Origin of the sequence: Pseudarthrobacter sp. IC2-21 (assembly GCF_034048115.1) — a bacterium.
GTDB lineage: Bacteria > Actinomycetota > Actinomycetes > Actinomycetales > Micrococcaceae > Arthrobacter > Arthrobacter naphthalenicus.
Genome location: NZ_CP139145.1, coordinates 1,191,171 through 1,215,843 on the forward strand (window position 1 = coordinate 1,191,171; position 24,673 = coordinate 1,215,843).

Consider the following 24,673-nt stretch of genomic DNA (forward strand, 5'->3'; position numbering starts at 1 on the left):
GCGCTCCGTGCAGGGCGCCGCCCTTAGTGGACGTCGTTCGGGTAGCTGACCCCCAGCTGCCCGCGGACGCCGTCGAAGAGACGCATGGTTTTGATGGAATCCTCCAGCGGCATCACCGGACTTTCGGTGACACCCTGCTGGATACAACGGGTCACCTCGCGAAGCTCGTAGGTGTAGCCGAGGCCGACGACGTCGAACGGCTCGGTGCGCAGCTCGCCAAGGCCCACACTGATTACCAGTTCCCTCGGGTTGTTGATGGAACCCGCGCTCTGCAAGTAGCCCAGGCTTCCCGCCACGGTGGCCGTCCGGGGACCGAATGCCAGCAGCGAGGACGTCAGCTGGGCCTGGGCGCCGTGGTTGTAGCCAAGCGTCAGAGCGTTCTGGGAGTCCACGCCGTCGTCGTTAATGGAACCCGCGGCACTGACTGTCTGGGGGAACCCCAAGGTTCCCAGGGCCCACAGCAGCGGGTAGACGGAAATGTCCAGGAGCGCACCGCCGCCGGCCTCCCGGGCCCACAGCCTGGAGGTCGGAGAGTACGGGGCCGGAAAGCCCAGATCGGCAGTCACCCAGTGCACGTCCCCCAGTTCTCCCGACGCCGCGATCTCGAAGGCCCGTTGCATCCCCGGCAGGAACCGGCTCCAGATGGCCTCCATCAGGAAGAGCCTCCGTTCGCGGGCCACGGCCACCAGCTCGCTGGCCTCACGCGCGTTGATGGTGAAGGCCTTTTCGCACAGGACGTGCTTGCCGGCATTGAGCGCCGCCAGCACAATCTGATGGTGCTGCGCGTGCGGCGTGGCGACATAGACAACGTCCACCGCGTCGTCGGCGAGCAGATGCTGGTAGCCGGGGACGCCGTCGTCGTCCCAGTAGCTGCGGGCGAAATCATAGGCGGTGGCGAAGCTCTCCGCTGTGTCCCGGCCGCGGGAGCTGACGGCGTATAACTCCGCATCCGCCAGCAGCGCCAGGTCCCGCGACACGGAACGGGCAATCCCGCCGGTGGCAATGACACCCCAGCGCAACGGCCTCCCGGTAGCGGACCGCGGGTCCTGGTCGGGCTGGCTGGACAACCACGGCGTGGCAATTAGCGCGCTCATGGTGCCCATCCTCTCACCCCGGACTGCCGGGGCGTCAGACCATGGCCCGGACCGGTTCTTCGGTCAGCCTGCCCTGCTGGAGCCGGAAGCGGCGGTCGGTCTTATTCGCCAGCGCCCTGTCGTGCGTGACCACCAGGATGGTGGTGTTGTGGTCACGGCTGAGTGCGCTCAGGAGCTCGATGATGTGGTCGCCGGTCTGTTCGTCAAGGTTGCCGGTGGGCTCGTCCGCGAGGATCAGCTTGGGTTCGTTGGCCAGCGCGCGGGCAATGGCCACCCTTTGCTGCTCGCCGCCGGACAGCCGGTTGATGCGCCGGACCTGCTTTGCGGGGTCCAGCTGGACCTGCTCCAGCAGGTCCTGTGCCCGCTGCCGGCGCTGGGTCTTCCGGACGCCGGCGAACTCCATGGGGAGCATCACGTTGTCCACCGCGGAGAGGTTCGGGATGAGGTTGAACTGCTGGAACACAAAACCGATGTCCCGGCGCCGGTACTCGGTCAGCTTGCTGTCCGGCATGGCGGCCAGGCTGACGCCGTTCACGACGACGTCTCCGCTGGTGGGTTTGTCCAGCGCACCGAGGAGGGACAACAGGGTGCTCTTGCCGCTGCCGCTCTTGCCCACGATGGATGCCAGGGTGCCCTGCTCCAGGACAAAACTGACATCGTTGACCGGTCTGATGGTGCGGTCGCCGGAGTTGAAAGTGCGGACCAGGTTCTTGACTTCAATCATGGTTATTCTCCTCGCAGGACTTCGATGGGACGGATGCGGGCCGTGAGCAGGGCAGGGATCAGGGCGCCGATGATGGCCACGCCGAACACTGCCGCGATGCCGGCCGCGATCACGCCGGGGGAGGCGCTCGCGGTGACCGAGGTCAGCAGCTGCGAGGCGCCGCCGAACGGGCCGCCCTGGCCCGGCATGCCGGAGCCGCCGCCGGGGAACCCGGCCGCCCCGCCGCCGACGCCGCGCCCGGTGGAGGCCGCCGTCGTCGTTGTTGAACTGGAACTGATCAGCGCGGACGCGATGCCGCCGCTGGCGAAGGAGGCGACGGCGGCGCCCACCACGCTGCCCATCGCCACCACTACCAGCGCCTCCAGGACGAACTGGAGTCCGATGGTGCGGTTGGGCGCGCCGATCGCCTTGAGCACGCCAATCTCGCGGCGGCGCTCGCGGACCAGCATGACCATGATCAGGAGGATGATCAGGCCCGCCGTGCCCAGCGCTGCGATGAACGCGATGAGGGAGATGTTCTTGACGCTGTCCAGGGAGCTGACCGCCGTTTCGAGGTTGCGCTGGCCCTGGGTGACGTCTGCCTTGTCGGTGCCGAGGGCGGCCTGGAGGGCGGTCTTGGCGGAATCGACGTTTTCCATGCTGTTGACGGTGACGATCATGGAGGAGAGCTCGCCGGGAAGTTCAGCGAGGCCCTGCGCCGCGGGAAGGGTCACATAGAGGGCGTTGTTGCCGAAGGTGGTGCCGGAATCGAACAGGCCGGCCACCGTGAAGGTCCTGTCATTGATGCTGAAGGTGGAGCCCACGCCCAGGCCGTTCTTTTCCGCCAACGTGGTGCCCAGGAGAGCGTTGGTTGATTCGGCGGTGTAGTCCCCCAGGCCGTTGCCCTGGGTGATGCCCAGTGCCTTGCCTGTGCTGTCCACCTCGGCGCCGATGCCCGTTGCGGTGATGGGCAGTGAGCGGGCCGGCTGCGCCGTGGCGGTGCCGGAGGTCCCTGTGGTGCCGTTGGCGGCCTGGTTGCGGCCGCCCAGGGTGCCGGCGTCGATCGCGGCGGTGAGGCTGGTGGTAACTGTGGCGGTGCCCTGGTTCTGGCTCTGGCCGCCGCCCGGTGCGCCCTGGGGGCCGCCCGCCTGGGTTCCTGCGGCGGACTGTGCTGCCGCTTCGGTAGCGTTGCGGAGCCGGAGGGAACTGGTCCCGACGACGGAGCTGACGTTGGGGACGGCGGCTGCGGTTCCGGCCTGTTCGGCTGTCAGCGGCTCGCCGCCGCCGTCGAAGCCCTGGCCGCCGGCCGGGTTGACGGTCAGCACGGTACCCACGGAGGCATTGAGCTCCTGGACTTTTGCGCCGACAGCCTGGTTGGCCACCAGCATGGCCAGGGCAAGTCCGATGGCGACGGCAAGGACCGCCACGACGGCAGCTGTTCGGACTTTGTTTCTGAAGGCGTTGCCAACACTCCGGGCAAGGACGCTCACTGTACTCCTCGGGACATGGGCCGCCTGGTGCGGGCCCCTGCCTCCACAGTGCTCAGCGCTGCTGTGCCCCTGCGGTGGCATACCTATGCGCGGGCTGTGAATGCGTGGGCCGTGAATCGGCAGGTGAGGGAGCGTTTGCTGGAAACCCGCATTAGGTGAGAGGGTTTGCTGGAAACCCGCATTAGGTGAGGGAGGGTTTGGCGGGGGCGGCAAAAGGCCCCGGTCCGCCGTTGCCGGCGGGCCGGGGCCCGGTTATGCAGTTACTTCTTGGTTACTTGGTGATCGGGCCGAGTACCGGGTCGTCCGTGTAGGCCGTCTTCACGTTCTCCTTGGTCACGATGACCGGCGGAAGCAGGAACGCCGGGACAACCTTCGTGCCGTTGTTGTAGGACTTGTCGTCATTGATCTCAGGCTTCTTGCCGGCCTGGAGGTCCTTGACCATAACAATCGCATGCTCAACGAGCTTGCGGGTGTCCTTGTTGATGGTGGAGTACTGCTCGCCGGCCATGATCGACTTCACGGACTCAACTTCGGAGTCCTGTCCGGTGACGACCGGAATCGGCTTGCCAGCCGCCTTGACGGACGTGATGACAGCCCGGGCAAGGGTGTCGTTCGGTGAGAGGACACCGTCCAGCGAGGCCGTCCCGTATGAACCGGTCAACAGGGTATCCATCCGCCGCTGGGCGTTCTCGGCCTTCCAGTCCTGCGTGACAGCTTTCTCGAATGTCGTCTGGCCCGAGAGGACCTTCAGCGTTCCGTCGTCGATCTTCGGCTTGAGGACCGACATGGCGCCGTCAAAGAAGACCTTCGCGTTGGCGTCATCCGGCGACCCGGCCAGAAGTTCGATGTTGTAAGGGCCGGCCGGCTTCTTCGCCTTCATACCGTCCAGCAGGGCTTGGCCCTGCAGCACGCCGACTTTGAAGTTGTCGTAAGCCACGTAGTAGTCCACGTTTTCGGTGTTCAGCAGGAGGCGGTCGTAGGCGATGATGGTGGCGCCTGCATCCTTTGCCTGCTGGAGCTGCGTTCCCAGCTGGGAGCCGTCAAGGGCACCCACGATGATGACCTTTGCGCCCTTGGAGATCATGGCGCTGATCTGGTTCTGCTGTTCGGCCACACCATTGTTGGCGAACTGCACCGTGGGCTTGAAACCGGCACTGCTAAGCCCGTCATTGAACAGCTTTTCCGCCAATACCCAGTTCTCGCTGGTCTTCTTGGGAAGTGCGACGCCGATCGCGGAGTCCTGGGGGAACCCGCCGGTTCCCCCGCTGGCGCCGCCGCCTGAGGTGCTTGGTTCGGAACGTCCGCAGCCTGTCAGCGCCAGTGCTGCGATCGCAGCTATCGTTGCTGCCTTTCCTGCTTTGCCAAACATTCGCATTTCTGTGTCCACTTTCTTTTGGGGTGTTGGGGGCGGGAAGCTGAACTGCTCAGGCTTCCTTGGAAATGGTTTCTCTGGTGGAGGTGACTTCGTCCGGCTGCAGCGGTGTGCCTGTGCCGTTGGACGGTCGGCTGAAGTTCTTCATCATCAACCCGATAATCGACGCGCGGCCTTGGGACTTGTTGTAGACGTCGACGGCCACAGCCACCAACAGCACCAGACCCTTGATCATGGACTGCCAGTCCGCACCCACGCTGAGCAGCTGCAGGCCGTTGTTCAGGACGGCCATGACCAAGCCTCCGACGATGGATCCGATGACGGTACCCACGCCGCCGGTGACTGCCGCGCCGCCAATGAAGACAGCGGCGATGGCGTCAAGTTCCCAGCCGGTGCCGTCCGAAGGACCGGCAGAAGTGGAGCGGGCCACGAAGATCATGCCCGCCAAACCGGCGATGATGGACATGTTCATCATGACCAGGAAGTTGATCTTCTTGGACTTCACACCGGAGAGTTCCGCAGCGTGGCGGTTGCCGCCGACGGCGTAGACGTGCCGGCCAACCACGGTTTTGGAGGAGATGAAGCCGTAGACCAAAACCATAACGGCGAGGATGAGCCCCGGAATCGGGAACGATGTGCCGGGACGGCCCGTGGCGAAGAGGTACGTTGCATAGAGGATGGCTCCACAGATCAGGACGAGCCGAAGGACGCTCACCCAGGTCTCCGAAACCTCTGCGCCGAGCGCCTTGGCGTTGCGCCGCCGTCGGACTTCGCCGAAGATCACGAACGCGACGCCTGCAAGCCCCAGAAGGACGGTGAGGTTGTTGAAGCCGGTGTCCGGCCCCACTTCAGGGAGGTAGCCGGCGCCGATGTACTGGAACTCCCTGGGGACGGGAATCGAGTTGGACTGGCCCACGAACTGCTGTGCACCGCGGAAGATCAGCATGCCGGCCAGGGTCACAATGAACGCTGGTATGCCCACATACGCCGTCCACATGCCTTGCCACGCACCGATCAGGGCGCCGAGGCCCAGGCCCAGCAGGATCGCGACAAACCAGGGAAGGTGCCAGTCCCTCATGCAGATGGCCACCACCATGCCCACGAAGGCAGCCACCGAGCCGACCGACAGGTCAATGTGCCCGGCGATGATGACCAGCACCATGCCGATGGCCAGGATAAGGATGTAGGAGTTTCCGTTGAAGAGGTTGATGACGTTGCCCGGTGTGAGGGTGATGCCGCCTGTGAGCCACTGGAAGAGAACTATCAGAGCCACGAGGGCAAAGATCATCCCGAACTGGCGGGTGTCGCCACCGAAGAGTTTCTTGAGCGCGTTCATTGTTTTCGGTCCTTGTATCTGGAAGGTTCTGGAAGGATCCAGAGGATTAGGCGGCCTTTCGGGCGGAGGTCATGAGCTTCATCAGGCTTTCCTGGCTCGCTTCCGCCTTGTCGAGTACGCCCGTGATGGCGCCCTCGAAGATGGTGTAAATGCGGTCCGAGAGTCCCAGCAGTTCAGGCAGTTCGGAGGAAATCACAATGACGCCTTTCCCCTGGTTGGCCAGTTGCTGGATGATGCCGTAGATCTCGTACTTGGCTCCGACGTCGATCCCGCGGGTGGGTTCATCCAGGATCAGCAGTTCCGGGTCAGTGAACATCCACTTGGCCAGGACTACCTTCTGCTGGTTTCCGCCGGACAGCTTGGCCACCCCCTCCTGCACCGAAGGGGCCTTCGTCCGGAGGGACTTCCGGTATTCCTCGGCAACCGCAAACTCCTTGTTCGTGTCCACCACGCTGCGTTTGCTGATCTTCTCCAGGTTGGCTGACACCGTGGTTGTCTTGATGTCATCAAGCAGGTTCAGGCCGAGGGACTTCCGGTCTTCGGTGACGTAGCCAAGGCCGGCCTGGATCGCCTGGTGAACGCTCTTGAGGGTTACTTCCTTGCCGTGCATGTAGATCTGTCCGGAGACGAAGTGGCCGTAGGACCGGCCGAAGATGGACCGGGCCAGTTCGGTGCGCCCGGCACCCATGAGCCCTGCAAATCCGACGATCTCACCGCGGCGCACAAAGAAGTTCGAGTTCTTGCAGACCATGCGGTCCTGGATCTGCGGATGTGCCACGTTCCAGTTCTTGACCTCGAACAACACTTCGCCGATTTTCGGTGTGTGGTCCGGGAAGCGGGATTCAAGCGCGCGCCCCACCATGCCCTTGATGATGCGGTCCTCGTCCACGCCGTCGGCCTTAACATCAAGGGTTTCGATCGATTTGCCGTCCCGGATGATGGTGATGGAATCGGCGATCTGCTCGATCTCGTTGAGCTTGTGGGAAATGATGATTGAAGTAATGCCCCGGCCCTTGAGACCCAGCATCAGGTCCAGCAGGTGCTGGGAGTCCGATTCGTTCAGCGCCGCGGTGGGTTCGTCCAGGATGAGGATTTTCACTGACTTGTTCAGGGCCTTGGCGATCTCCACCAACTGCTGCTTGCCGACGCCGATCTCCTTGATAGGCGTGTCCGGGTCGTCTCGGAGGCCCACGCGCGCCAGCAGGTCGAGGGACCGCCGCCGGGCTTCGGCCCAGTCGATGACACCGCGCTTGGTGGGCTCATTCCCCAGGAAGATGTTCTCCATGATGGACAGTTCGGGGATGAGGGCCAGTTCCTGGTGGATGATCACGATGCCGGCGTGCTCGCTGGCCCGGATGTCCCGGAACTGCTGGACTTCGTTCTGGTACACAATGTCGCCGTCGTAGCTTCCGTACGGGTAGACACCGGACAGGACCTTCATCAGCGTGGACTTGCCGGCGCCGTTTTCGCCGCAGATCGCGTGGATCTCGCCTGCCTTGACCCGGAGGCTTACTTCGGACAGTGCTTTGACGCCGGGAAATTCCTTGGTGATGGAGCGCATCTCCAGAATTACGGGGTCAGTGTGCGTGGGTTGGGACGTCATGTGCCCTTACGCCTCCAATACGTGACTTCTTCGTCCGCCCTCGCAAAGCGCGGGGGTCGTCTGATGAAAAAGTAAACTGGATCACACCGGTTGTCGTCAAGTCTTGAACGCAATTGGCGCATAACAAGTTGGTCTACGTGCTGCGGATCCCCGCGTGCTGGAACACCAGAGCGGCCGCGCCCAGGGCCTCTGCGCGGTCACCCAGCGATGACATCGTCAGGGTTGTGGTTTCGCCCACAACCGGGACGGCGTGCCGGATGAGGCCCCGCCGGATGGGGTCAAGCAGCAGGTCGCCCAGGCCTGCCAGAGGGCCGCCCACCACAATCACTTCGGGATTGATCAGGTTGGCTACGTTGCCCAGGGCGCGCCCCACGGCCTGGCCCGCATCGTCCACCACGCGCAGTGTGGCGGGATCGCGGGCCAGGGCCTTCCGGACGATGTCCGCCGGGCTGGCCGGGGGGTCCTCGCCGCGGCTGAGCAGCTCAATCATGGTGGTGGTGGAGGCGATGGTCTCCAGGCAGCCACGGTTGCCGCAACGGCACACCAGGCCCTGCTCGTGGATGGTGGCGTGGCCGATTTCGCCGGTGATGCCGACCGTGCCGTAGTAGGGCGCTCCGTTGAGGATCAGGCCGGCGCCAATACCCGATCCGATCTTAAGGAACATCAGGTTGCTGACCCCGGTATGGGGCCCCCAGGTGACCTCTGACCACGCGCCGAGATTGGCGTCGTTGTCAACAAAGACGGGCATTTTGAGGGTTTCTTCCAGGTGCTGCAGGATGTTGATGCCCACCCATTCCGGGAGGATGGCACCCTGCGCCACAGTGCCGGTACGGCGGTCGATCGGCCCCGGGATTCCGACGCCGGCACCCACCAGTGCGGCGCGGTCCACGCCGCTTTCCAGCAGGAGCTTGTCCAGCAGCAGCACCGCCGCGTCGATGCCCTCCTCTGACTGGTGGCCCAGCGGGAGCAGGACGGATTCCTCCGCGATCACGTGGTAGCTCAGGGAAGCCAGGACCACGCGCAGATGGCGCCTGCCGAAGTCGATGCCGACGGCTACCGCGCCGTTGCTGTTGAGCCGGACATTCAGCGCCCGGCGGCCGGAACTGGTGATCGGTTCGGTGGACGCCAGGCCCGCGTCCTGCATGATTTTGACGATGTTGGAGACGGTGGCGGTGGACAGCCCGGTCTGCCGTGCAAGCTCGGCCTGGGTGGACGGGCCGCTCATCAGGGTCTCAATGATCCGCTGCTGGTTCAGTTGCCTCAGGGCGGACTGGGACCCTGGATTTTTCGCCCTGCTCTTCGTTGGGCGCGCTGTAGCGGACATAAAAAGTAGATTGCCTTACGTTGGCAGTTGTAGTCAAGAAGTTAACGCAACTGAGTGGCCCGGCACGCGGTTCGGCCAAGAATCGGGCGGGGAAGAAGTTATCCGTGGAGGTCGCGGTGAAGGCGGGCGAGTTCCACATAGCGGGCGGCGTTCTGTTTTACGCCCTCAAACTCTTCGTCGGTAAGTTCCCGCCGGACCTTGGCGGGTACGCCTGCCACCAGCGATCGCGGCGGTACAATCGTCCCCTCCAGGACCACGGCACCGGCCGCCACCAGCGAGCCGGCGCCGATCACTGCACCATTGAGGACGGTCGCGCCCATGCCGATCAGGCAGTCGTCCTCCACGGTGCAACCATGAACGACGGCGGCGTGACCCACGCTGACCCCGGCGCCGACGGTGCAGGGGAAGCCGGGATCCGCGTGCAGCACCACGTTGTCCTGAAGGTTGCTTCCGGGGCCCACCATGATGGCGGCGGTGTCCGCGCGCACGGATACGCCGTAGAAGGCGCTGGAATCCCGGGCGAGGGAGGCGTTGCCGATGACGGACGCGGTGGGGGCGATGAACGCTGTTTCGTGGACGGCCGGAGCATGGCCGGCGAAAGTGTGAAGAGGAGCCATACCGCCAAGCCTAGGACATCCGCCCCCGGCCCCAACTAAGTAGCAGTACATGTCGTTTTGAGCCGTCAAAACGACACTTGCTGCTACTTACTTGGGGGAGGAGGGGGAAGGGGTAGGGAAACGGGCTAGTTGAAGACCACGGTCCGGTTGCCGTCCAGCAGCACCCGGTGCTCGGCGTGCCATTGGAGCGCCTGGGTCAGGGTCCTGCCCTCAACGGCACGGCCCATCTGCACAAACTGTTCCGGGGTCCGGGCGTGGTCCACCCGGATGACTTCCTGCTCAATGATGGGGCCTTCATCCAGGGCGGCCGTGACGTAATGTGCGGTGGCGCCGATCAGCTTCACCCCGCGGGCGTGGGCCTGGTGGTAGGGCTTGGCGCCCTTGAAGGAGGGGAGGAATGAGTGGTGGATATTGATGGCCTTGCCGGTCAGTTCCGCGCAGAGCTCATCGGAAATGATCTGCATGTAGCGGGCCAGCACGGTGAGTTCGATGTCGTGTTCGGCCATGAGGGCTCGCAGCTTGGCCTCGGCCTCCACTTTGGTGTCCGGCGTGACCGGAATGTAGTGGAAGGGGATGCCGTAGAACTCGGCAAGGCCGGCGAGGTCCCGGTGGTTCGAGACGATGGCCGGGATATCGATGGGCAGGGTGCCGGAGCGCTGCTGGAAGAGGATGTCGTTGAGGCAGTGCGCGGACGTGCTGGCCATCAGCAGGGTCCGCACCTTCCGCCCCACAGCGTTGAGGCCCCACTGCATCCCGAACGCGTCCGCCACCGGCTCGAGGGCGGCGTGAAGCTCGGCGCGGGAGGCCGTCGTCGTGGCTTCCACGCGCATAAAGAAGTTGCCCGTGGCGGGGCTGCCGTACTGCTGCGAGTCCAAAATATTACAGCCGGCCACCAGCAGGGCGCCCGCCACCGCATGGACGATTCCCGGGCGGTCCGGGCAGGACAGTGTTAGTACGTACGCTTTGGTCAGCTGCTCATCAGTCACGATATTTAGCCTACCCGCGGGGCCCGGCCGTTTTTGGTAGTCTGGGCTGGTCGCAACTGGCGTTGGGTGGCTTAACCACCAGGGAGCGGCAATCACGAAGACCACGGATCGTACGCCTGGGCCGAGGGTCATGTCTTGCCGGAAAGAGCTGGAACCTGAGGGGACCAGTTTCGTCCTGCGCGCGTTCACCCCCTGTCATGTAGGGGCGGTGCCGAACGCCAGCCGGTAGCCTGACCTTAGCAGTGCCCGTATCCCTAGCCAGGAGTTTTTCGTGACTACTACCGCCACCACCACAGCAGAAGTCAGCAACCAGCCGCTGGCCGAGCTCGACCCCGAAATCGCTGCAGTCCTTGCACAGGAACTTGGCCGCCAGCGCGGCACCCTGGAAATGATTGCTTCCGAGAACTTCGCCCCGCGCGCCGTGATGGAAGCCCAGGGCTCGGTCCTTACGAACAAATACGCCGAGGGTTACCCCGGCCGCCGCTACTACGGTGGCTGCGAATATGTGGACATCGCCGAGCAGTTGGCCATCGACCGCGTCAAGGCCCTCTTCGGCGCCGAGTACGCCAACGTCCAGCCGCACTCCGGTGCGCAGGCGAACGCGGCGGCACTGTCCGCCATGATCACCCCGGGTGACAAGATCCTGGGACTGTCCCTGGCACACGGCGGCCACCTGACCCACGGCATGAAGCTGAACTTCTCCGGCAAGCTGTACAACGTGGCTGCCTACCAGGTGGAGGAAGACACCTTCCGCGTGGACATGGACAAGTTGCGCGAACAGGCCATCGCCGAGAAGCCGCAGGTCATCATCGCCGGCTGGTCCGCGTACCCGCGCCACCTCGACTTCGAAGCCTTCCGCTCCATCGCCGATGAGGTGGGTGCGCTGCTCTGGACCGACATGGCGCACTTCGCCGGCCTGGTAGCCGCCGGCCTGCACCCGAGCCCGGTGCCGTACTCCGACGTCGTCACCTCCACGGTTCATAAGACCCTGGCCGGGCCGCGCTCCGGTGTGATCCTGGCGAAGCAGGAGTGGGCCAAGAAGATCAACTCCAACGTCTTCCCCGGCCAGCAGGGCGGCCCGCTGATGCACGTCATCGCCGCCAAGGCCGTGGCCTTCAAGATCGCAGGCACCGAGGAGTTCAAGGAACGCCAGGAGCGTGTGCTCGAAGGCGCCAGGATCATCGCGGACCGCCTCAACCAGGCTGATGTCGCCGAGGCCGGCGTCTCTGTCCTCACCGGCGGAACCGACGTCCACCTGGTCCTGGTGGACCTGCGCAACTCGCAGCTGGACGGCCAGCAGGCAGAAGACCTCCTGCACTCCGTGGGCATCACGGTGAACCGCAACGCCGTTCCGTTCGACCCGCGTCCGCCGATGGTCACCTCCGGCCTTCGCATCGGCACCCCCGCCCTGGCCACCCGAGGCTTCGGGGCCCGGGAGTTCACCGAGGTCGCCGAGATCATCGCCACCGCGCTGAAAGCCGGCTCGGCCACCGACGTCGAGGCCCTGCAGTCCCGCGTCGACAAGCTTGCCGCCGACTTCCCGCTGTACCCGCAGCACGAGCAGTGGTGATCCATGACTAAGACCCAAACTGCCAAGGTTCTTGACGGCAAGGCCGCCGCCGCCGCCATCAAGTCTGAGCTCGTTGAACGTGTTGCGGCCCTGAAGGCCAAAGGCGTCGTCCCCGGCATTGCCACCGTTCTTGTGGGGGCGGACCCGGCCTCGCAGCTCTACGTGTCGATGAAACACAAACAGTCAGCGGCGATCGGCATGAATTCGATCCAGCGCGAGCTGCCGGCGGATTCCACCCAGGAACAGGTTGAGGCCCTCATTGACGAACTCAATGCGGACCCGGCCTGTCACGGGTACATCGTGCAGTTGCCGCTGCCCAAGCATTTGGATACTGATGCCATCCTGGAGCGGATTGACCCCGCCAAGGACGCGGACGGCCTGCACCCGACCAACCTAGGCCGGCTGGTGCTCAACGTCAGCGGCGAGATCACCTCGCCGCTGCCGTGCACCCCCCGCGGCGTCATCGAGCTCCTGGAGCGGAACGGCTACAGCCTCGCGGGCAAGCACGTCGTTGTGGTGGGGCGCGGTGTCACGGTGGGCCGTACCATCGGCCTGCTGCTCACGCGCCGGTCCGTGAACGCCACCGTCACGCTGACGCACACCGGCACGGAGAACCTCTCCGAGCTGCTGCGGCAGGCCGACGTCATTGTGGGTGCCGCAGGGGTCAAGCACATCGTCAAGGCCGCGGACGTCAAGCCCGGTGCCGCGCTGCTCGACGTTGGTGTCACCCGTGAAACCGACCCCGAGACGGGCAAGAGCAAGGTCCACGGCGACATCGATCCCGCCGCTGCCGAAGTGGCCGGATGGATTTCGCCGAACCCCGGCGGCGTGGGCCCCATGACCGTGGCGCTGCTCATGACCAATGTGGTCGAAGCCGCGGAACGCCAGGTGGCACAGGAAAGCGGTTCGGCAACCGCGTAGCTCACAAGAAACATCGCGCCCGACGGCGGGCCGCACCTTTTTCGCGCAAGGTGCGGGCCGCCGTCGGCCGTTCCACCTCAACCCAACAAGAGCCAGGTGCAAGGCCCCTTTCCCATTCAGGGAGCCTCCATTAGTCTGCGGAGGGTGCACAACAAAGCCATCATGTCCTCCACCCCGCCCGGTGGCCTTCCCGCCCGGCAGGATACGGTCATCACCGCCGAGGACCTGCGCAAGACCTACGGTGAGGTTGCCGCCGTCGACGGTATCTCCTTCAGCGTGCCGGCAGGGGAGTCCTTCGGCCTGCTCGGCCCGAACGGGGCCGGCAAGTCCACCACGATGAAGATGATCGGCGCGGTCACGCAGCGGACGTCCGGGAAGCTCAGCATCATGGGCCTGGACCCGGACAGCCACGGGCCCGAGGTCCGCGCGCACCTTGGCGTGGTTCCGCAGCAGGACAACCTGGACGAGGAACTCAGGGTCCGGGACAATCTCCTGGTCTACGGCCGCTATTTCGGCCTGCCCATGAGCTACCTGAAGCCGAAGGCTGACGAACTGCTCGAATTCGCCCAGCTCACGGACAAGGCCAAGTCCAAGGTGGATGCGCTGTCCGGCGGCATGAAACGGCGGCTGACCATCGCGCGTTCGCTGATCAACGAGCCGCAGATCCTGCTGCTGGACGAGCCCACCACGGGTCTGGATCCGCAGGCCCGGCATACGCTCTGGGACCGGCTCTTCCGGCTCAAGGAACAGGGCGTCACCCTGATCCTGACCACGCATTACATGGACGAGGCCGAACAGCTGTGCGACAGGCTGATTGTGGTGGACAAGGGCCGCATCATGGCCGAGGGATCACCCGCGCAGCTGATCCGCGAGCACTCCACCCGGGAAGTGCTGGAACTGCGCTTCGGGTCCGAACGCAACGTCACCATCGCCGGCGAGCTGCAAGGGATTGGCGAACGCCTCGAAGTGCTTCCGGACCGGGTGCTGATGTACACGCACGACGGCGAGGCGGCCCTTGAGCAGGTCTCTTCCCGTGGCCTCCGGCCGTTGACTTCGCTGGTCCGCCGGTCGTCCTTGGAGGACGTGTTCCTGCGCCTGACGGGCCGGAGCCTCGTTGACTGATCAGGCCCGCGCCCACCCGCCGGCCGTCTCCGCGGCGAGGGCGCGGCGCTGGGGTGCGTTCTACTACGCCGAGCAGGTGCTCCGCGTGATGAAGGGCTACGGCTGGTCCATCCTGATGTACAGCGTGGGGCAGCCGGTGGCGTACCTGTTTGCGATGGGGGTGGGGCTGGCCACCCTGGTGGACGCCGGGGCCGCGGGATCCTTCGGGGGCGTCAGCTATCTGGCCTTCATTGCTCCGGCGCTGCTCGTTTCGGCGGCGGTGATGACCGCCGCCAACGAGTTCACGTTCCCCGTGATGGACGGATTCAAGTGGCGCCGGATCTACTACGGGCCGCACGCTTCCCCGCTCGCCCCGCAGCAGATTGCCGCCGGGCAGATCATGGCCGTGACGGTGCGCCTGCTGGTGCAGTCGGCAATCTACTTTGCGGTTGTGGGATTGTTCGGTGCGTCCCCGTCCGGCTGGGGTTGGGCCGGGATTGTGGTGGCCACCCTCGCTGGGCTCTCGTTTGGCTTGCCGCTGATGGCCTATGCCGCGTCCATAAAGGAAGACAAGGGCCAGTTCGCGCTGGTGATGCGCTTCATTGTGATGCCGCTCTTCCTTTTCTCCGGAACGTTCTTCCCGCTGGACACGCTGCCCCTGGCCGTCCGCTGGATCGGCTGGATCTCGCCGATCTGGCACGGAACACAGCTGGGCCGCGTCTTCAGCTACGGCTACCGCGAGCCGCCGGTTCTCACGGCGGTGCACATCGCGGTGCTGGCTGCGCTGGCGGTGCTCGGATGGGTCCTGACGAAGCGCCAGTTCATCCGGAGGCTGGGGCAATGAGCACCGTCCCCGGCAGCAGCGTCAGGGGCCCGCGCCACAGCGTCACGGAGCTCGCGCGCAACAGGACGTTCGGTCCGCTGTATTCCCGTAACGCCAAAGCCGTGATCTCGCGGGGGCTGATGGCCACAAAAAGCAGCAACTGGCTGGTGATGCTTTCCGGCTTCTTTGAGCCGGTGCTGTTCCTGATCTCCATGGGCGTGGGCCTTGGCGCCATCGTTGGGTCGGTGCAGGGGCCCGACGGAGCGCCCATCAGCTACGCCGCCTACATCGCCCCGGCACTGCTGGCCGTCTCGGCCATGAACGGCGCGGTGTATGACTCCACCTGGAACGTGTTCTTCAAAATGAACTTCGCCAAGCTGTACCAGGGCATGCTGTACACCTCCCTGGGGCCGCTGGACGTGGCCCTCGGCGAGATTTTCCTGGCGCTGTTGCGTGGCCTGCTCTATGCGACGGGGTTCACGGCGGTGATGGGCCTGATGGGGTTGATCACCACACCCTGGGCCGTCCTGATGATTCCGGCGTCGGTGCTCATCGCTTTCGGATTTGCCAGCCTCGGAATGGGGATCACCAGCTTCCTGAAGACCTTCCAGCAGATGGACTGGATCAACTTCATCATGCTGCCCATGTTTCTGTTCAGTGCCACGTTCTATCCGCTCAGCGTCTACCCGCAGTACATCCAATGGCTCATCCAGGCCATGCCGCTCTGGCATGGTGTGGAGCTGCTGCGCCAGATCAGCGTGGGCGTCTTCACGCCCGCCACCGCCGTCCATATTGGCTACTACGTGCTGATGACGGCTCTGGGCATGCTGCTCACCACGGTGCGGCTTCGGAAGCTGTTCCTGAGGTAACCCCGCCCCAACTGGGTAGCACTAAGTGTCGTTTTGACCGTCCAAAACGACACTTACTGCTACTTACTTGGGGGAGTGTTCGCCGGGGGTGGAAGGGGTAAAAGGGCGCCGCGGCGTTTGAGACAATGGACCCATGCGATCTCTGGGTAACCCACAGTCCCCGTCCGGCCGGTCCAAGGGCGGCTTCTCCATGCTTCGGATCAGCGGGCCCGGGATGATGGTCTTTATCATCGCCTTCCTGGTCGCGGTCATCTTCGCCGCGAACCAGAACGACGTCGTGGGCTGGGTTGTCGCGGTCATCGCCGGCTTCTGGCTCGCGCTGGCGTCGTTCGTGGTATTCAGCATCCAGAAGGCCGCCAAAAAGGCGGGTGCCAAACTGACGGAAGCCCAGAATGCGTTCAACAGCGCCGCCGGCCGCGCGCCGTCGTCGGCCTCTGCTGACCATGGCGGCACCCGGGTGGTGGCCGAGCGGACCGAGGGAGACGAGGTCCGGGACCTCAAACTGGACCACTCCTTCAAGATTGTGCAGGTGCAGATCCGGGTGGTGGAGCAGGAACGGGCCAAAGGTGACGGCGCGGACCAGGACACCATTCGCCGGGCACTGGAGACCATCGAGATCACCGCAACGAACGCCCGGGACATGATCCGCTCCGCCGGCAGCACCGGGGACCCGGTCAGCGGAACCATCATCGACTAGAGTGGTGCGGGTGAGTTCGGCATTGAAGAAGGATCACCTTCGCATCGCATCAGTCAACGTCAACGGCCTCCGGGCTGCCTTCAAGAACGGCATGGCGGCCTGGCTGGAGCCCCGCGAAGTGGATATCCTCTGCCTCCAGGAGGTCCGGGCACCCGACGCGATCGTACGCCAGTTGCTGGGCGACGGCTGGCATATCCTCCATGCCGAAGCGGAAGCCAAAGGCCGTGCCGGCGTCGCCATTGCGTCGCGCGAAGAACCCCTGTACACCCGCAACGGCATCGGGGATGACTACTTCGCCACCGCCGGCCGCTGGGTGGAGGCTGATTTCCGCGTGAACGATGCCGCCGGAAACCCTGTTCAGCTGACGGTCGCCAGCGCCTACGTGCACTCCGGCGAGGCCGGAACTCCCAAGCAGGTGGACAAGTACCGCTTCCTGGACGTCATGAGCACCCGCCTGCCGGAGCTCACCAAGCACAGTGATCACGCACTCGTCGTGGGCGACCTCAACGTTGGCCACACCGAACGGGACATCCGGAACTGGAAGGGTAACGTCAGGAAAGCCGGCTTCCTGCCCGAGGAACGCGCCTACTTTGACCGCTTCTTCGGCGAGGACATCGGTTGGAGGGATGTTCATCGCGGCCTGGCAGGAGATGTGGACGGCCCGTACACCTGGTGGTCACAACGTGGCCAGGCGTTCGATAACGACACCGGTTGGCGCATCGACTACCACCTGGCCACACCGGACCTCGCAGCGGCCGCCGTCTCCGCAGTTGTGGACCGGGCGCCCTCGTGGGACACCCGCTTCTCTGACCATGCCCCGCTGGTAGTGGACTACCGGCTCTAAATCTTAAGGTTCCAACGAATGACCAGCTCACCTTCACAGGGCCGCAAACGGATTCTTTCCGGCGCCAAGCCCACAGCCGACTCCCTGCACCTGGGCAACTACATCGGTGCCGTCCGCAACTGGGTGGACATGCAGTCCGCCTACGACGCCGTGTTCTTCATCCCCGATCTGCACGCCATCACCGTGGACTTCGACCCGGCCGAACTCAGCAACCGCACCCGCGTGGTGGCGGCCCAGTACATCGCGGCCGGCATTGATCCGGACAAGAGCATCTTCTTCGTCCAGTCACACGTCCCCGAGCACGCGCAGCTGGCGTGGGCGCTGAACTGCATCACCGGCTTCGGCGAAGCCTCCCGCATGACCCAGTTCAAGGACAAAACACAGAAGGCCGGCGCCGACGCCGCCACCCTGGGGCTCTTCGCCTACCCCACCCTGATGGCCGCGGACATCCTGCTGTACCAGACCGACCTGGTGCCGGTTGGTGAGGACCAGCGCCAGCACCTGGAGCTGACCCGGAACCTGGCCCAGCGGTTCAACACACGCTTCGGCGAGACCTTCACCGTGCCCGAGGCCACCATCCTCAAGGAAAGCGCGAAGATCTACGACCTGCAGAACCCCACCGCCAAGATGTCGAAAACGGGGGAGTCACCCAACGGCTCCATCCAGCTCCTGGAAGACCCCAAGGTGGCCGCCAAGCGCATCAAGTCGGCGGTGACGGATACCGGCACGGAGATCCGGTTCGACCTCGAAGAAAAGCCGGGCATCTCCAACCTGCTGACCATCTATTCCTCCCTGACCGGCAAACCGGTGCCGGAGCTCGAGGCCGAGTACCAAGGCAAAATGTATGGCCACCTGAAGGTGGATCTCGCCGAAGTCATGGTGGACTTCATCACGCCGCTGCGAAACCGCACCAACGAGCTGATGGCGGATCCGGCCGAGCTGGACAGGCTGCTTGCCCAGGGCGCGGAGCGTGCCCGCGAGATCGCTTCGGTGACGCTCAGCCAGGTCTATGAGCGGATGGGTTTCCTGCCCTCACTGCGCCTGGCCGGAGTCCGCTAGAGCAATGCCGGCCGCGAGGACTGTCAGCGAAGGAGTGAGCGTCGGCGTCATTCTGGGGTTCCCGCCTGCCATCGCGGCGGAACTTCAGCGGTGGCGGGCTTCGTTCGGTGATCCGATGGCCGGGGTGGTCCCCGCCCACATCACGCTGGTCACCACCACCCCCACCGACGACTGGGAAGCCACCCGCGCCCACGTCCATGAGGTGGCCCGCAACCAGGCCCCGTTTATGGTGACCATTTCCGGTACGGGGACTTTCCGGCCGGTTTCCCCGGTGGTTTACATCAACGTGGAAGAGGGCTTCGACGCCTGCGTGGAGCTGCACGAGAAACTTCAGACCGGCCCGCTCCAACGGGACCTGCCGTTTTCGTACCATCCCCATGTCACCATCGCCCACGATGTTGCCCCGGAGAGCCTCGATCAGGCCGAAACGGTGCTCGAAAGCTACAGGGCCACCTTCCCTGTGGTTAGCATGGGACTCTACGAGCATGATGCTGACGGCATCTGGCAGCTACGGGAAGAGTTGGACTTTGGGACCGAAACTGACGACGACGGCGGGGGCGGCGGCACCACGAAAGACGCCGACGCAAACGGAGCCACCGCTTCCCACTGAGCAGGCGCGCCTGAAGCTGGCCGTCATCCAAAAAAGGATGGAGTGGGGCAAGGCCAGAAGATCCGACGGCGGCCCGCTGGCCAGCCTCATGGCGCTGGTCCAGTGGCTGCTCGCCCGGCTTAACGCCTTCCGGCCGATGCGTGCATGGCAGCACTACAACCTCCAGCACGGCCCGCTCATGAGTGCCGGCATCGGCTTCAACATGTTCTTCTCCATCACGGGCCTGCTGGCGACGGGATTCTCCATTGCCGGCCTGGTGCTGCAGGGCCAGCCTGCACTGCTGGACAACATCATCAGCAGCGTGGCCCAAAGTGCGCCCGGCCTGCTGAAAGTCAATGGCGGCGCAGGCCTGGTGGATCCCAAGGACCTGCTGAACCCGACCGGCCTGGGCTGGACCGCCGTGATCGCAGCGGTGGTCACCGTGATCACATCCCTGGGATGGATCGCCGGGCTGCGTGACGGCCTGCGCGGCGTGGTGCAGCTGCCGCCACTGAAACTCAACATCATCCTGATGAAGCTGCGGGACGCGGGCACCCTGCTGCTGCTGGGCGTGGCCCTGGTCATCAGCGCGGGCGCGTCGCTGGTGTTCGGCACCGCCGCCGGATGGGTCAGCGACTTCCTCCACCTGGACCCCGTTATCGCCGGTCCGCTGACCACGCTGATCAAGATCGGTGTGCCGCTGGTGCTCAGCTGGGTGACCGCCGTCGTGATGTTCCGCCTGGCGGGCGGGCTGAAGCTCTCCCGGCGTGCGCTGCTGGAAGGGACCATCCTGGCCGCGGTGGGCACCACCATTCTGCAGGTCTTCAGCACTGAACTGCTCGCCGGTGCCGGCCGGAACCCCATCCTGGCACCGTTCGCCATCATCATCGGCCTGCTGATCTGGTTCAACCTGGTCAGCCAGGTCTACCTGGTGTCGGCCGCCTGGTCAGTTGTCCGCGAAGCGGACCTCACGAGCGCGCCTGCCGGTCACGAGAAGGGGCTCTGGGGCTCCCGCCACATCCAGCCCGGCAAGACGCCCGTGGAGCGCGACGGCGGTCCCGCCGCTAGTGCCCGGCGTCCAGGTATTGGTCGGCCCAGGCAGAAATGATCCGGGCGGCACGGGCTGCCTGACCCTTGCCGGTCAGCAGGTGGTCGCTGCCTTCGAGTGAGATGAAGTTCCGCGGGTGGCGGGCGGTTTGGAAGATGGTGCTGGCGTTTTCGATGCCCACCGTGTTGTCCGTGGGGGAGTGCAGCACCATCAGGGGCTTGTGCAGTTGCCGGATGCAGTCCGTAAGGTCCGCGTTCTCCAGGTCCTCCACAAAATGCTTCCGGATCTCCACGCGTTTCCCGCCCAGATCCACTTCGGCGCTGCCCTCGCTGAGGATCCTGTCCAGGGCGGCGTCGAACACGTGCGCCACATGCTTGGGGGAGAACGGGGCACCTACGGTTGCGACGGCGTCGAGCTCGGGAATCTGCCTGGCCGCGGACAGTACGGCTGCACCGCCAAAGGAGTGGCCCACCAGCAGCGAAATTTGCTTGCCCTGCGCGCGCATGAACTCCGCAGCCCTCACCGTGTCCGCCACCTTGTGGCTGAAGGAGCCCTCGGACCAGTGGCCGGCGGACTCGCCCAGCCCCAGATTGTCGAAGCGCAGCATGCCGATCCCGCTGTCGGCCAAGGCCTTGCACATCCTGGACGCGGACGGGCTGTCCTTGCCCAGGGTGAAGCCGTGGGAGAACAGGCCCCAGCCGCGAACCGGCCCCTCCGGAAGGTCAATGATGCCGGAGAGGAGCTCGCCGGTGGTTCCTTCGAAGCTGACTTTTTCAGAGCGGGACATCGTGTGCTGCTTTCGTGGGTGCTGTCAGGAGTTAAACCACGACGGCGCCTATCACCACAAAGGTGGGAGACGCCGTCGTATGCAAAACTGAAAATTAGACCTTGCGCGAGAGGATTGCCTGCTTGACCTCGGCAATGGCCTGGGTCACCTGAATGCCGCGGGGGCATGCTTCGGTGCAGTTGAAGGTGGTGCGGCAGCGCCACACACCTTCCTTGTCGTTCAGGATCTCCAGGCGCATGTCACCGGCGTCATCACGGGAATCGAAGATGAAGCGGTGCGCGTTGACGATCGCGGCCGGCCCGAAGTACTGGCCATCGGTCCAGAACACGGGGCAGGACGAGGTGCACGCAGCGCACAGGATGCACTTGGTGGTGTCGTCGAACCGCTCGCGGTCCTCGGCGGACTGCAGGCGTTCCTTGGTGGGCTCGTGGCCCTTGTTGATCAGGAAGGGCATGACTTCGCGGAACGACTGGAAGAACGGCTCCATGTCCACAATAAGGTCCTTCTCCACCGGCAGGCCCTTGATGGGCTCGACCGTGATGGGCTTGGACGTATCCAAGTCCTTCAGGAGGGTCTTGCAGGCCAGGCGATTGCGGCCGTTGATGCGCATGGCATCGGAACCGCAGACACCGTGGGCGCAGGAACGGCGGAACGAGACGCTGCCGTCGATTTCCCACTTGACTTTGTGCAGGGCATCCAGCACGCGGTCGGTGCCGTACATGGTCACCTTGAAGTCATCCCACGTGGCGTCCTCGGACACCTCGGGGTTGTAGCGGCGCACACGCAGCGTGACGTCGAAGGAAGGGATGTCCCCGCCCCCGCCGACGCCGGCGGGCAGTTCGATCTTTGAGGCTGGCTCAGCGAGTTCAGCGGTCATCTTAGTACTTCCTCACCATCGGCTCGTAGCGCGTAAAGACCACCGGTTTGGTGGCAAGTCGGATGCCCGCGATTGACTCGGCGGAACCATCCGCCGGTGCGTGGTCATCCTTGTACGCCATGGAGTGCTTCATGAATTTTTCGTCGTCACGTTCCGGGAAGTCCTCGCGGAAGTGTCCGCCGCGGGATTCCTCACGGTGCAGCGCTGCTACGGTCATGACCTTGGCCAGCTCCAGCAGGAAGCCCAGCTCGACAGCTTCGAGCAGGTCCAGGTTGAAGCGCTTGCCCTTGTCCTGGACGCTGATGTTCTTGTAGCGGGCTTCGAAGGACTCGATGTCCCGCAGAACCTGGTTCAGCGTGTCTGCAGTGCGGAACACCTGCATGTTGGCGTCCATGGTGTCCTGCAGGTCCTTACGGATCAGGGCCACCTTTTCGTCGCCGGTGCCGTTGCGGGCAATGTTCAGCAGATCGATGGTGTAGGCCTCCGGGTCTTCGGGGAGTTCCACGAAGTCGGCGGTCTTGGAGTACTCGGCCGCTGCAATGCCGGCGCGCTTGCCGAACACGTTGATGTCAAGCAGTGAGTTGGTGCCCAGGCGGTTGGAGCCGTGGACGGACACGCATGCCACTTCACCGGCGGCGTACAGGCCCGGGATCACGGTGTCGTTGTCCTGCAGGACCTCGGCGCTGATGTTGGTGGGGATGCCGCCCATGGCGTAGTGCGCCGTGGGGAACACGGGAACCGGTTCCGTGTAGGGCTCCACACCAAGGTAGGTGCGGGCAAACTCGGTGATGTCCGGGAGCTTGGCGTCGATGTGCGCCGGCTCCAGGTGGGTCAGGTCCAGGAGGACGTAGTCCTTGTTCGGGCCGCAGCCGCGGCCTTCGCGGACTTCATTGGCCATGGAGCGGGCCACGATGTCACGCGGTGCGAGGTCCTTGATGGTGGGTGCATAGCGCTCCATGAAGCGCTCACCCTCGGAGTTACGCAGGATGGCGCCCTCACCGCGGGCTGCTTCGGAGAGCAGGATGCCGAGGCCGGCAAGGCCTGTCGGGTGGAACTGGAAGAACTCCATGTCTTCCAGCGGGATGCCGCGGCGGAAGGCGATTCCCATGCCGTCACCGGTGAGGGTGTGGGCGTTGGAGGTGGTCTTGAAGACCTTGCCCGCGCCGCCGGAGGCGAACACCACGGACTTGGCCTGGAAGACGTGCAGCTCACCGGAGGCGAGGTCGTAGGACACAACCCCGGCCACGCGCTTCTGCTTGTACGGTGTGCCGTCCTCGCGGACGGCGTCTTCCTCGACCGTCAGCAGGTCCAGGACGTAGTACTCGTTGTAGAACTCCACATTGTGCTTGACGCAGTTTTGGTACAGCGTCTGCAGGATCATGTGGCCGGTGCGGTCTGCGGCGTAGCAGGCGCGGCGGACCGGTGCCTTGCCGTGATCGCGGGTGTGGCCGCCGAAGCGGCGCTGGTCGATCCGGCCCTCAGGCGTGCGGTTGAACGGCAGGCCCATCTTCTCAAGGTCCAGCACGGCGTCGATGGCTTCCTTTGCCATCACCTCCGCGGCGTCCTGGTCAACCAGGTAGTCGCCGCCCTTGACGGTGTCGAAGGTGTGCCATTCCCAGTTGTCTTCCTCGACGTTGGCAAGGGCCGCGCACATGCCGCCCTGCGCCGCACCGGTGTGCGAGCGGGTGGGGTAGAGCTTGGTCAGTACTGCTGTGCGCGCGCGCTGACCGGATTCGATCGCGGCGCGCATGCCAGCGCCACCGGCACCGACGATGACGACGTCGTACTTATGGACCTGCATACTTTGGCGCTCTTTCTCTCAAAATTCGCAATAAAACAACGGGCAGGCGTTACCTGCGCCGCAAAACGCAGGCCGTGGCCCGTGGGGCGACGGCCAGGATGTGGCTAGGCGGGGCAGAAGCCGCCGGGCAGCGGGACACCGTTAACTACGGGGCACGGGTTGAACGTGAAGATCACCAGGGTACCCAGGACGATAATCACAGCAGTGGCCGCGTACAGGACGATCTTGAGCCAGAGACGGGTGGAGTCCTTCTCGGCGTAATCGTTGATGATGGTGCGGACGCCGTTGGTGCCGTGCAGCATGGCCAGCCACAGCATGGCGAGGTCCCAGATCTGCCAGAACGGGTCAGCCCACTTGCCGGCGACGAAGCCGAAGTCGATGGCGTGGATGCCTTCGCCCACCAGGAGGTTCACGAAGAGGTGGCCGAAGATCAGCACCACCAGGACAACGCCGGAGAGGCGCATGAACAGCCACGCCAGCATTTCGAAGTTGCCCTTGGATCCGCCGCTGCGGCGGTACCGCGGTGAGATCTTCCCGCTGCGGGGGCTGTCGATAGTTGCAGTCATGGCTTAGTGACCTCCAAGAGCGAGGGAAAGGTGGCGGATGGAGAAGCCGACCATCACAACTACCCACAGGGCCAGGACGGTCCACAGCATCTGGCGCTGGTACTTTGCGCCCTTCTTCCAGAAGTCCACGGCGATGATACGCAGGCCGTTGAAGGCGTGGAAAACGATGGCGGCAACCAGGCCCGTTTCACCCAGGGCCATGAGGGGGTTCTTGTATGCACCGATGACTGCGGTGTAAGCCTCGGGGGACACACGCACCAATGAGGTGTCCAGCACATGGACCAACAAGAAGAAAAAAATCACTACACCGGTAATGCGGTGTCCTACCCAGGACCACTGGCCTTCACGGCCGCGGTACAAGGTGCCAGCTGGTTTCGTCGGCACTGATAAACCTCCCTGCAACACAGCGGCGCTGGCATGAGATCCACGCGGGGGGAACGCCTGCTGCGAGAGCACTCGTAGCTCAGAGCCTAAATGTAGGCTTCGCTAACAGCTTATTCAATTTAGGAACCACTTGGTGACCCCGCAATGCCGGTGTTTTGGTTTTAATTGAGACGAAGCCCACACTTCGGGGGCCGAAGAACCTCCGCTGGCGC

General features: G+C 64.5%; 24 protein-coding genes. 10 read left to right on the forward strand and 14 right to left on the reverse strand.

The window, feature by feature from the left end; all coding sequences use genetic code 11:
• Positions 1 to 23: 23 nt before the first annotated feature.
• From SBP01_RS05520 to purU, 9 genes are all read right to left on the reverse strand, one after another.
• Positions 24 to 1,094 carry a Gfo/Idh/MocA family oxidoreductase gene (locus SBP01_RS05520; RefSeq protein WP_320537795.1) on the reverse strand — a complete coding sequence of 357 codons (1,071 nt, stop codon included), beginning with the start codon at positions 1,092 to 1,094 and terminating at the stop codon, positions 24 to 26.
• A 34-nt stretch (positions 1,095 to 1,128) separates the two neighbouring features.
• Positions 1,129 to 1,818 (reverse strand): ABC transporter ATP-binding protein, encoded by a 690-nt coding sequence (locus SBP01_RS05525; RefSeq protein ID WP_320537796.1) that lies wholly within the window; start codon positions 1,816 to 1,818, stop codon positions 1,129 to 1,131.
• 2 nt (positions 1,819 to 1,820) lie between these two features.
• Positions 1,821 to 3,287 carry an ABC transporter permease gene (locus tag SBP01_RS05530; RefSeq protein WP_320537797.1) on the reverse strand — a complete coding sequence of 489 codons (1,467 nt, stop codon included), beginning with the start codon at positions 3,285 to 3,287 and terminating at the stop codon, positions 1,821 to 1,823.
• 271 nt (positions 3,288 to 3,558) lie between these two features.
• Complete coding sequence (locus SBP01_RS05535; protein WP_320537798.1) at positions 3,559 to 4,662, reverse strand: sugar-binding protein; 1,104 nt, start codon at positions 4,660 to 4,662, stop codon at positions 3,559 to 3,561.
• Between the two features lie 49 nt (positions 4,663 to 4,711).
• Positions 4,712 to 5,995, reverse strand: coding sequence for a multiple monosaccharide ABC transporter permease (mmsB, locus tag SBP01_RS05540; RefSeq protein ID WP_275212731.1), 1,284 nt, complete (start codon positions 5,993 to 5,995; stop codon positions 4,712 to 4,714).
• A gap of 46 nt (positions 5,996 to 6,041) precedes the next feature.
• Positions 6,042 to 7,598 (reverse strand): multiple monosaccharide ABC transporter ATP-binding protein, encoded by a 1,557-nt coding sequence (gene mmsA / locus SBP01_RS05545; protein ID WP_275212730.1) that lies wholly within the window; start codon positions 7,596 to 7,598, stop codon positions 6,042 to 6,044.
• Positions 7,599 to 7,731: 133 nt separating this feature from the next.
• The gene (locus SBP01_RS05550) at positions 7,732 to 8,922 is read right to left on the reverse strand and encodes an ROK family transcriptional regulator (RefSeq protein ID WP_275212729.1); all 1,191 of its coding nucleotides are present in this window, start codon (positions 8,920 to 8,922) and stop codon (positions 7,732 to 7,734) included.
• A 98-nt stretch (positions 8,923 to 9,020) separates the two neighbouring features.
• Complete coding sequence (locus tag SBP01_RS05555) at positions 9,021 to 9,539, reverse strand: gamma carbonic anhydrase family protein (protein WP_320537799.1); 519 nt, start codon at positions 9,537 to 9,539, stop codon at positions 9,021 to 9,023.
• A gap of 125 nt (positions 9,540 to 9,664) precedes the next feature.
• Positions 9,665 to 10,525 (reverse strand): formyltetrahydrofolate deformylase, encoded by an 861-nt coding sequence (gene purU / locus SBP01_RS05560; protein WP_275212727.1) that lies wholly within the window; start codon positions 10,523 to 10,525, stop codon positions 9,665 to 9,667.
• A gap of 271 nt (positions 10,526 to 10,796) precedes the next feature.
• Between purU and glyA the strand changes: the two genes are divergently transcribed.
• From glyA to SBP01_RS05610, 10 genes are all read left to right on the forward strand, one after another.
• The gene (gene glyA, locus SBP01_RS05565; RefSeq protein WP_275212726.1) at positions 10,797 to 12,095 is read left to right on the forward strand and encodes a serine hydroxymethyltransferase; all 1,299 of its coding nucleotides are present in this window, start codon (positions 10,797 to 10,799) and stop codon (positions 12,093 to 12,095) included.
• Between the two features lie 3 nt (positions 12,096 to 12,098).
• Positions 12,099 to 13,016 (forward strand): bifunctional methylenetetrahydrofolate dehydrogenase/methenyltetrahydrofolate cyclohydrolase, encoded by a 918-nt coding sequence (locus tag SBP01_RS05570; RefSeq protein ID WP_275212724.1) that lies wholly within the window; start codon positions 12,099 to 12,101, stop codon positions 13,014 to 13,016.
• Between the two features lie 162 nt (positions 13,017 to 13,178).
• Positions 13,179 to 14,138: an ABC transporter ATP-binding protein gene (locus tag SBP01_RS05575; protein ID WP_320538288.1), complete on the forward strand. Its 960-nt coding sequence runs from the start codon at positions 13,179 to 13,181 to the stop codon at positions 14,136 to 14,138.
• Complete coding sequence (locus tag SBP01_RS05580; protein ID WP_320537800.1) at positions 14,131 to 14,961, forward strand: ABC transporter permease; 831 nt, start codon at positions 14,131 to 14,133, stop codon at positions 14,959 to 14,961. The genes SBP01_RS05575 and SBP01_RS05580 overlap by 8 nt, the downstream gene beginning before the upstream one ends.
• Positions 14,958 to 15,809 carry an ABC transporter permease gene (locus SBP01_RS05585; RefSeq protein ID WP_320537801.1) on the forward strand — a complete coding sequence of 284 codons (852 nt, stop codon included), beginning with the start codon at positions 14,958 to 14,960 and terminating at the stop codon, positions 15,807 to 15,809. Before SBP01_RS05580 ends, SBP01_RS05585 begins: the two co-directional genes overlap by 4 nt.
• 133 nt (positions 15,810 to 15,942) lie before the next feature.
• On the forward strand, positions 15,943 to 16,506 hold the full coding sequence (locus SBP01_RS05590) for a hypothetical protein (protein ID WP_275212721.1): 564 nt from the start codon (positions 15,943 to 15,945) through the stop codon (positions 16,504 to 16,506).
• Positions 16,507 to 16,516: 10 nt separating this feature from the next.
• A complete protein-coding gene (locus tag SBP01_RS05595; RefSeq protein ID WP_320537802.1) occupies positions 16,517 to 17,350 on the forward strand; it encodes an exodeoxyribonuclease III in 834 nt (277 codons plus the stop codon).
• A gap of 18 nt (positions 17,351 to 17,368) precedes the next feature.
• A complete protein-coding gene (gene trpS, locus SBP01_RS05600; RefSeq protein ID WP_275212718.1) occupies positions 17,369 to 18,409 on the forward strand; it encodes a tryptophan--tRNA ligase in 1,041 nt (346 codons plus the stop codon).
• A 4-nt stretch (positions 18,410 to 18,413) separates the two neighbouring features.
• The gene (locus tag SBP01_RS05605) at positions 18,414 to 19,019 is read left to right on the forward strand and encodes a 2'-5' RNA ligase family protein (protein WP_275212717.1); all 606 of its coding nucleotides are present in this window, start codon (positions 18,414 to 18,416) and stop codon (positions 19,017 to 19,019) included.
• Between the two features lie 37 nt (positions 19,020 to 19,056).
• Positions 19,057 to 20,106 carry a YihY/virulence factor BrkB family protein gene (locus SBP01_RS05610; protein WP_320537803.1) on the forward strand — a complete coding sequence of 350 codons (1,050 nt, stop codon included), beginning with the start codon at positions 19,057 to 19,059 and terminating at the stop codon, positions 20,104 to 20,106.
• Here SBP01_RS05610 and SBP01_RS05615 read toward each other — a convergent pair.
• The 5 genes from SBP01_RS05615 to sdhC form a co-directional block, all read right to left on the reverse strand.
• Complete coding sequence (locus SBP01_RS05615; protein ID WP_275212716.1) at positions 20,063 to 20,833, reverse strand: alpha/beta hydrolase family protein; 771 nt, start codon at positions 20,831 to 20,833, stop codon at positions 20,063 to 20,065. The genes SBP01_RS05610 and SBP01_RS05615 overlap by 44 nt on opposite strands.
• A 94-nt stretch (positions 20,834 to 20,927) precedes the next feature.
• Entirely contained in the window at positions 20,928 to 21,710 is a 783-nt protein-coding gene (locus tag SBP01_RS05620; protein ID WP_275212715.1) for a succinate dehydrogenase iron-sulfur subunit, read from the reverse strand.
• 1 nt (position 21,711) lies between these two features.
• Positions 21,712 to 23,511, reverse strand: coding sequence for a succinate dehydrogenase flavoprotein subunit (gene sdhA / locus SBP01_RS05625; RefSeq protein ID WP_275212714.1), 1,800 nt, complete (start codon positions 23,509 to 23,511; stop codon positions 21,712 to 21,714).
• Positions 23,512 to 23,615: 104 nt separating this feature from the next.
• Positions 23,616 to 24,077, reverse strand: coding sequence for a succinate dehydrogenase hydrophobic membrane anchor subunit (locus tag SBP01_RS05630; protein WP_275212713.1), 462 nt, complete (start codon positions 24,075 to 24,077; stop codon positions 23,616 to 23,618).
• 3 nt (positions 24,078 to 24,080) lie between these two features.
• Positions 24,081 to 24,461: a succinate dehydrogenase, cytochrome b556 subunit gene (gene sdhC / locus SBP01_RS05635; protein ID WP_275212712.1), complete on the reverse strand. Its 381-nt coding sequence runs from the start codon at positions 24,459 to 24,461 to the stop codon at positions 24,081 to 24,083.
• Positions 24,462 to 24,673: the final 212 nt, after the last annotated feature.

What these genes read in the sequence shown, in the direction of transcription:
- SBP01_RS05590 (WP_275212721.1), top strand. Translation starts at nt 15,943, where the DNA reads ATGCGATCTCTGGGTAACCCACAGTCCCCGTCCGGCCGGTCCAAGGGC.
- SBP01_RS05620 (WP_275212715.1), bottom strand. Translation starts at nt 21,710, where the DNA reads ATGACCGCTGAACTCGCTGAGCCAGCCTCAAAGATCGAACTGCCCGCC.
- SBP01_RS05535 (WP_320537798.1), bottom strand. Translation starts at nt 4,662, where the DNA reads ATGCGAATGTTTGGCAAAGCAGGAAAGGCAGCAACGATAGCTGCGATC.
- SBP01_RS05550 (WP_275212729.1), bottom strand. Translation starts at nt 8,922, where the DNA reads ATGTCCGCTACAGCGCGCCCAACGAAGAGCAGGGCGAAAAATCCAGGG.
- SBP01_RS05615 (WP_275212716.1), bottom strand. Translation starts at nt 20,833, where the DNA reads ATGTCCCGCTCTGAAAAAGTCAGCTTCGAAGGAACCACCGGCGAGCTC.
- SBP01_RS05525 (WP_320537796.1), bottom strand. Translation starts at nt 1,818, where the DNA reads ATGATTGAAGTCAAGAACCTGGTCCGCACTTTCAACTCCGGCGACCGC.
- trpS (WP_275212718.1), top strand. Translation starts at nt 17,369, where the DNA reads ATGACCAGCTCACCTTCACAGGGCCGCAAACGGATTCTTTCCGGCGCC.
- mmsA (WP_275212730.1), bottom strand. Translation starts at nt 7,598, where the DNA reads ATGACGTCCCAACCCACGCACACTGACCCCGTAATTCTGGAGATGCGC.
- SBP01_RS05605 (WP_275212717.1), top strand. Translation starts at nt 18,414, where the DNA reads ATGCCGGCCGCGAGGACTGTCAGCGAAGGAGTGAGCGTCGGCGTCATT.
- sdhA (WP_275212714.1), bottom strand. Translation starts at nt 23,511, where the DNA reads ATGCAGGTCCATAAGTACGACGTCGTCATCGTCGGTGCCGGTGGCGCT.
- SBP01_RS05520 (WP_320537795.1), bottom strand. Translation starts at nt 1,094, where the DNA reads ATGAGCGCGCTAATTGCCACGCCGTGGTTGTCCAGCCAGCCCGACCAG.
- SBP01_RS05575 (WP_320538288.1), top strand. Translation starts at nt 13,179, where the DNA reads ATGTCCTCCACCCCGCCCGGTGGCCTTCCCGCCCGGCAGGATACGGTC.
- SBP01_RS05555 (WP_320537799.1), bottom strand. Translation starts at nt 9,539, where the DNA reads ATGGCTCCTCTTCACACTTTCGCCGGCCATGCTCCGGCCGTCCACGAA.
- SBP01_RS05585 (WP_320537801.1), top strand. Translation starts at nt 14,958, where the DNA reads ATGAGCACCGTCCCCGGCAGCAGCGTCAGGGGCCCGCGCCACAGCGTC.
- SBP01_RS05570 (WP_275212724.1), top strand. Translation starts at nt 12,099, where the DNA reads ATGACTAAGACCCAAACTGCCAAGGTTCTTGACGGCAAGGCCGCCGCC.
- SBP01_RS05630 (WP_275212713.1), bottom strand. Translation starts at nt 24,077, where the DNA reads ATGACTGCAACTATCGACAGCCCCCGCAGCGGGAAGATCTCACCGCGG.
- SBP01_RS05610 (WP_320537803.1), top strand. Translation starts at nt 19,057, where the DNA reads ATGGAGTGGGGCAAGGCCAGAAGATCCGACGGCGGCCCGCTGGCCAGC.
- mmsB (WP_275212731.1), bottom strand. Translation starts at nt 5,995, where the DNA reads ATGAACGCGCTCAAGAAACTCTTCGGTGGCGACACCCGCCAGTTCGGG.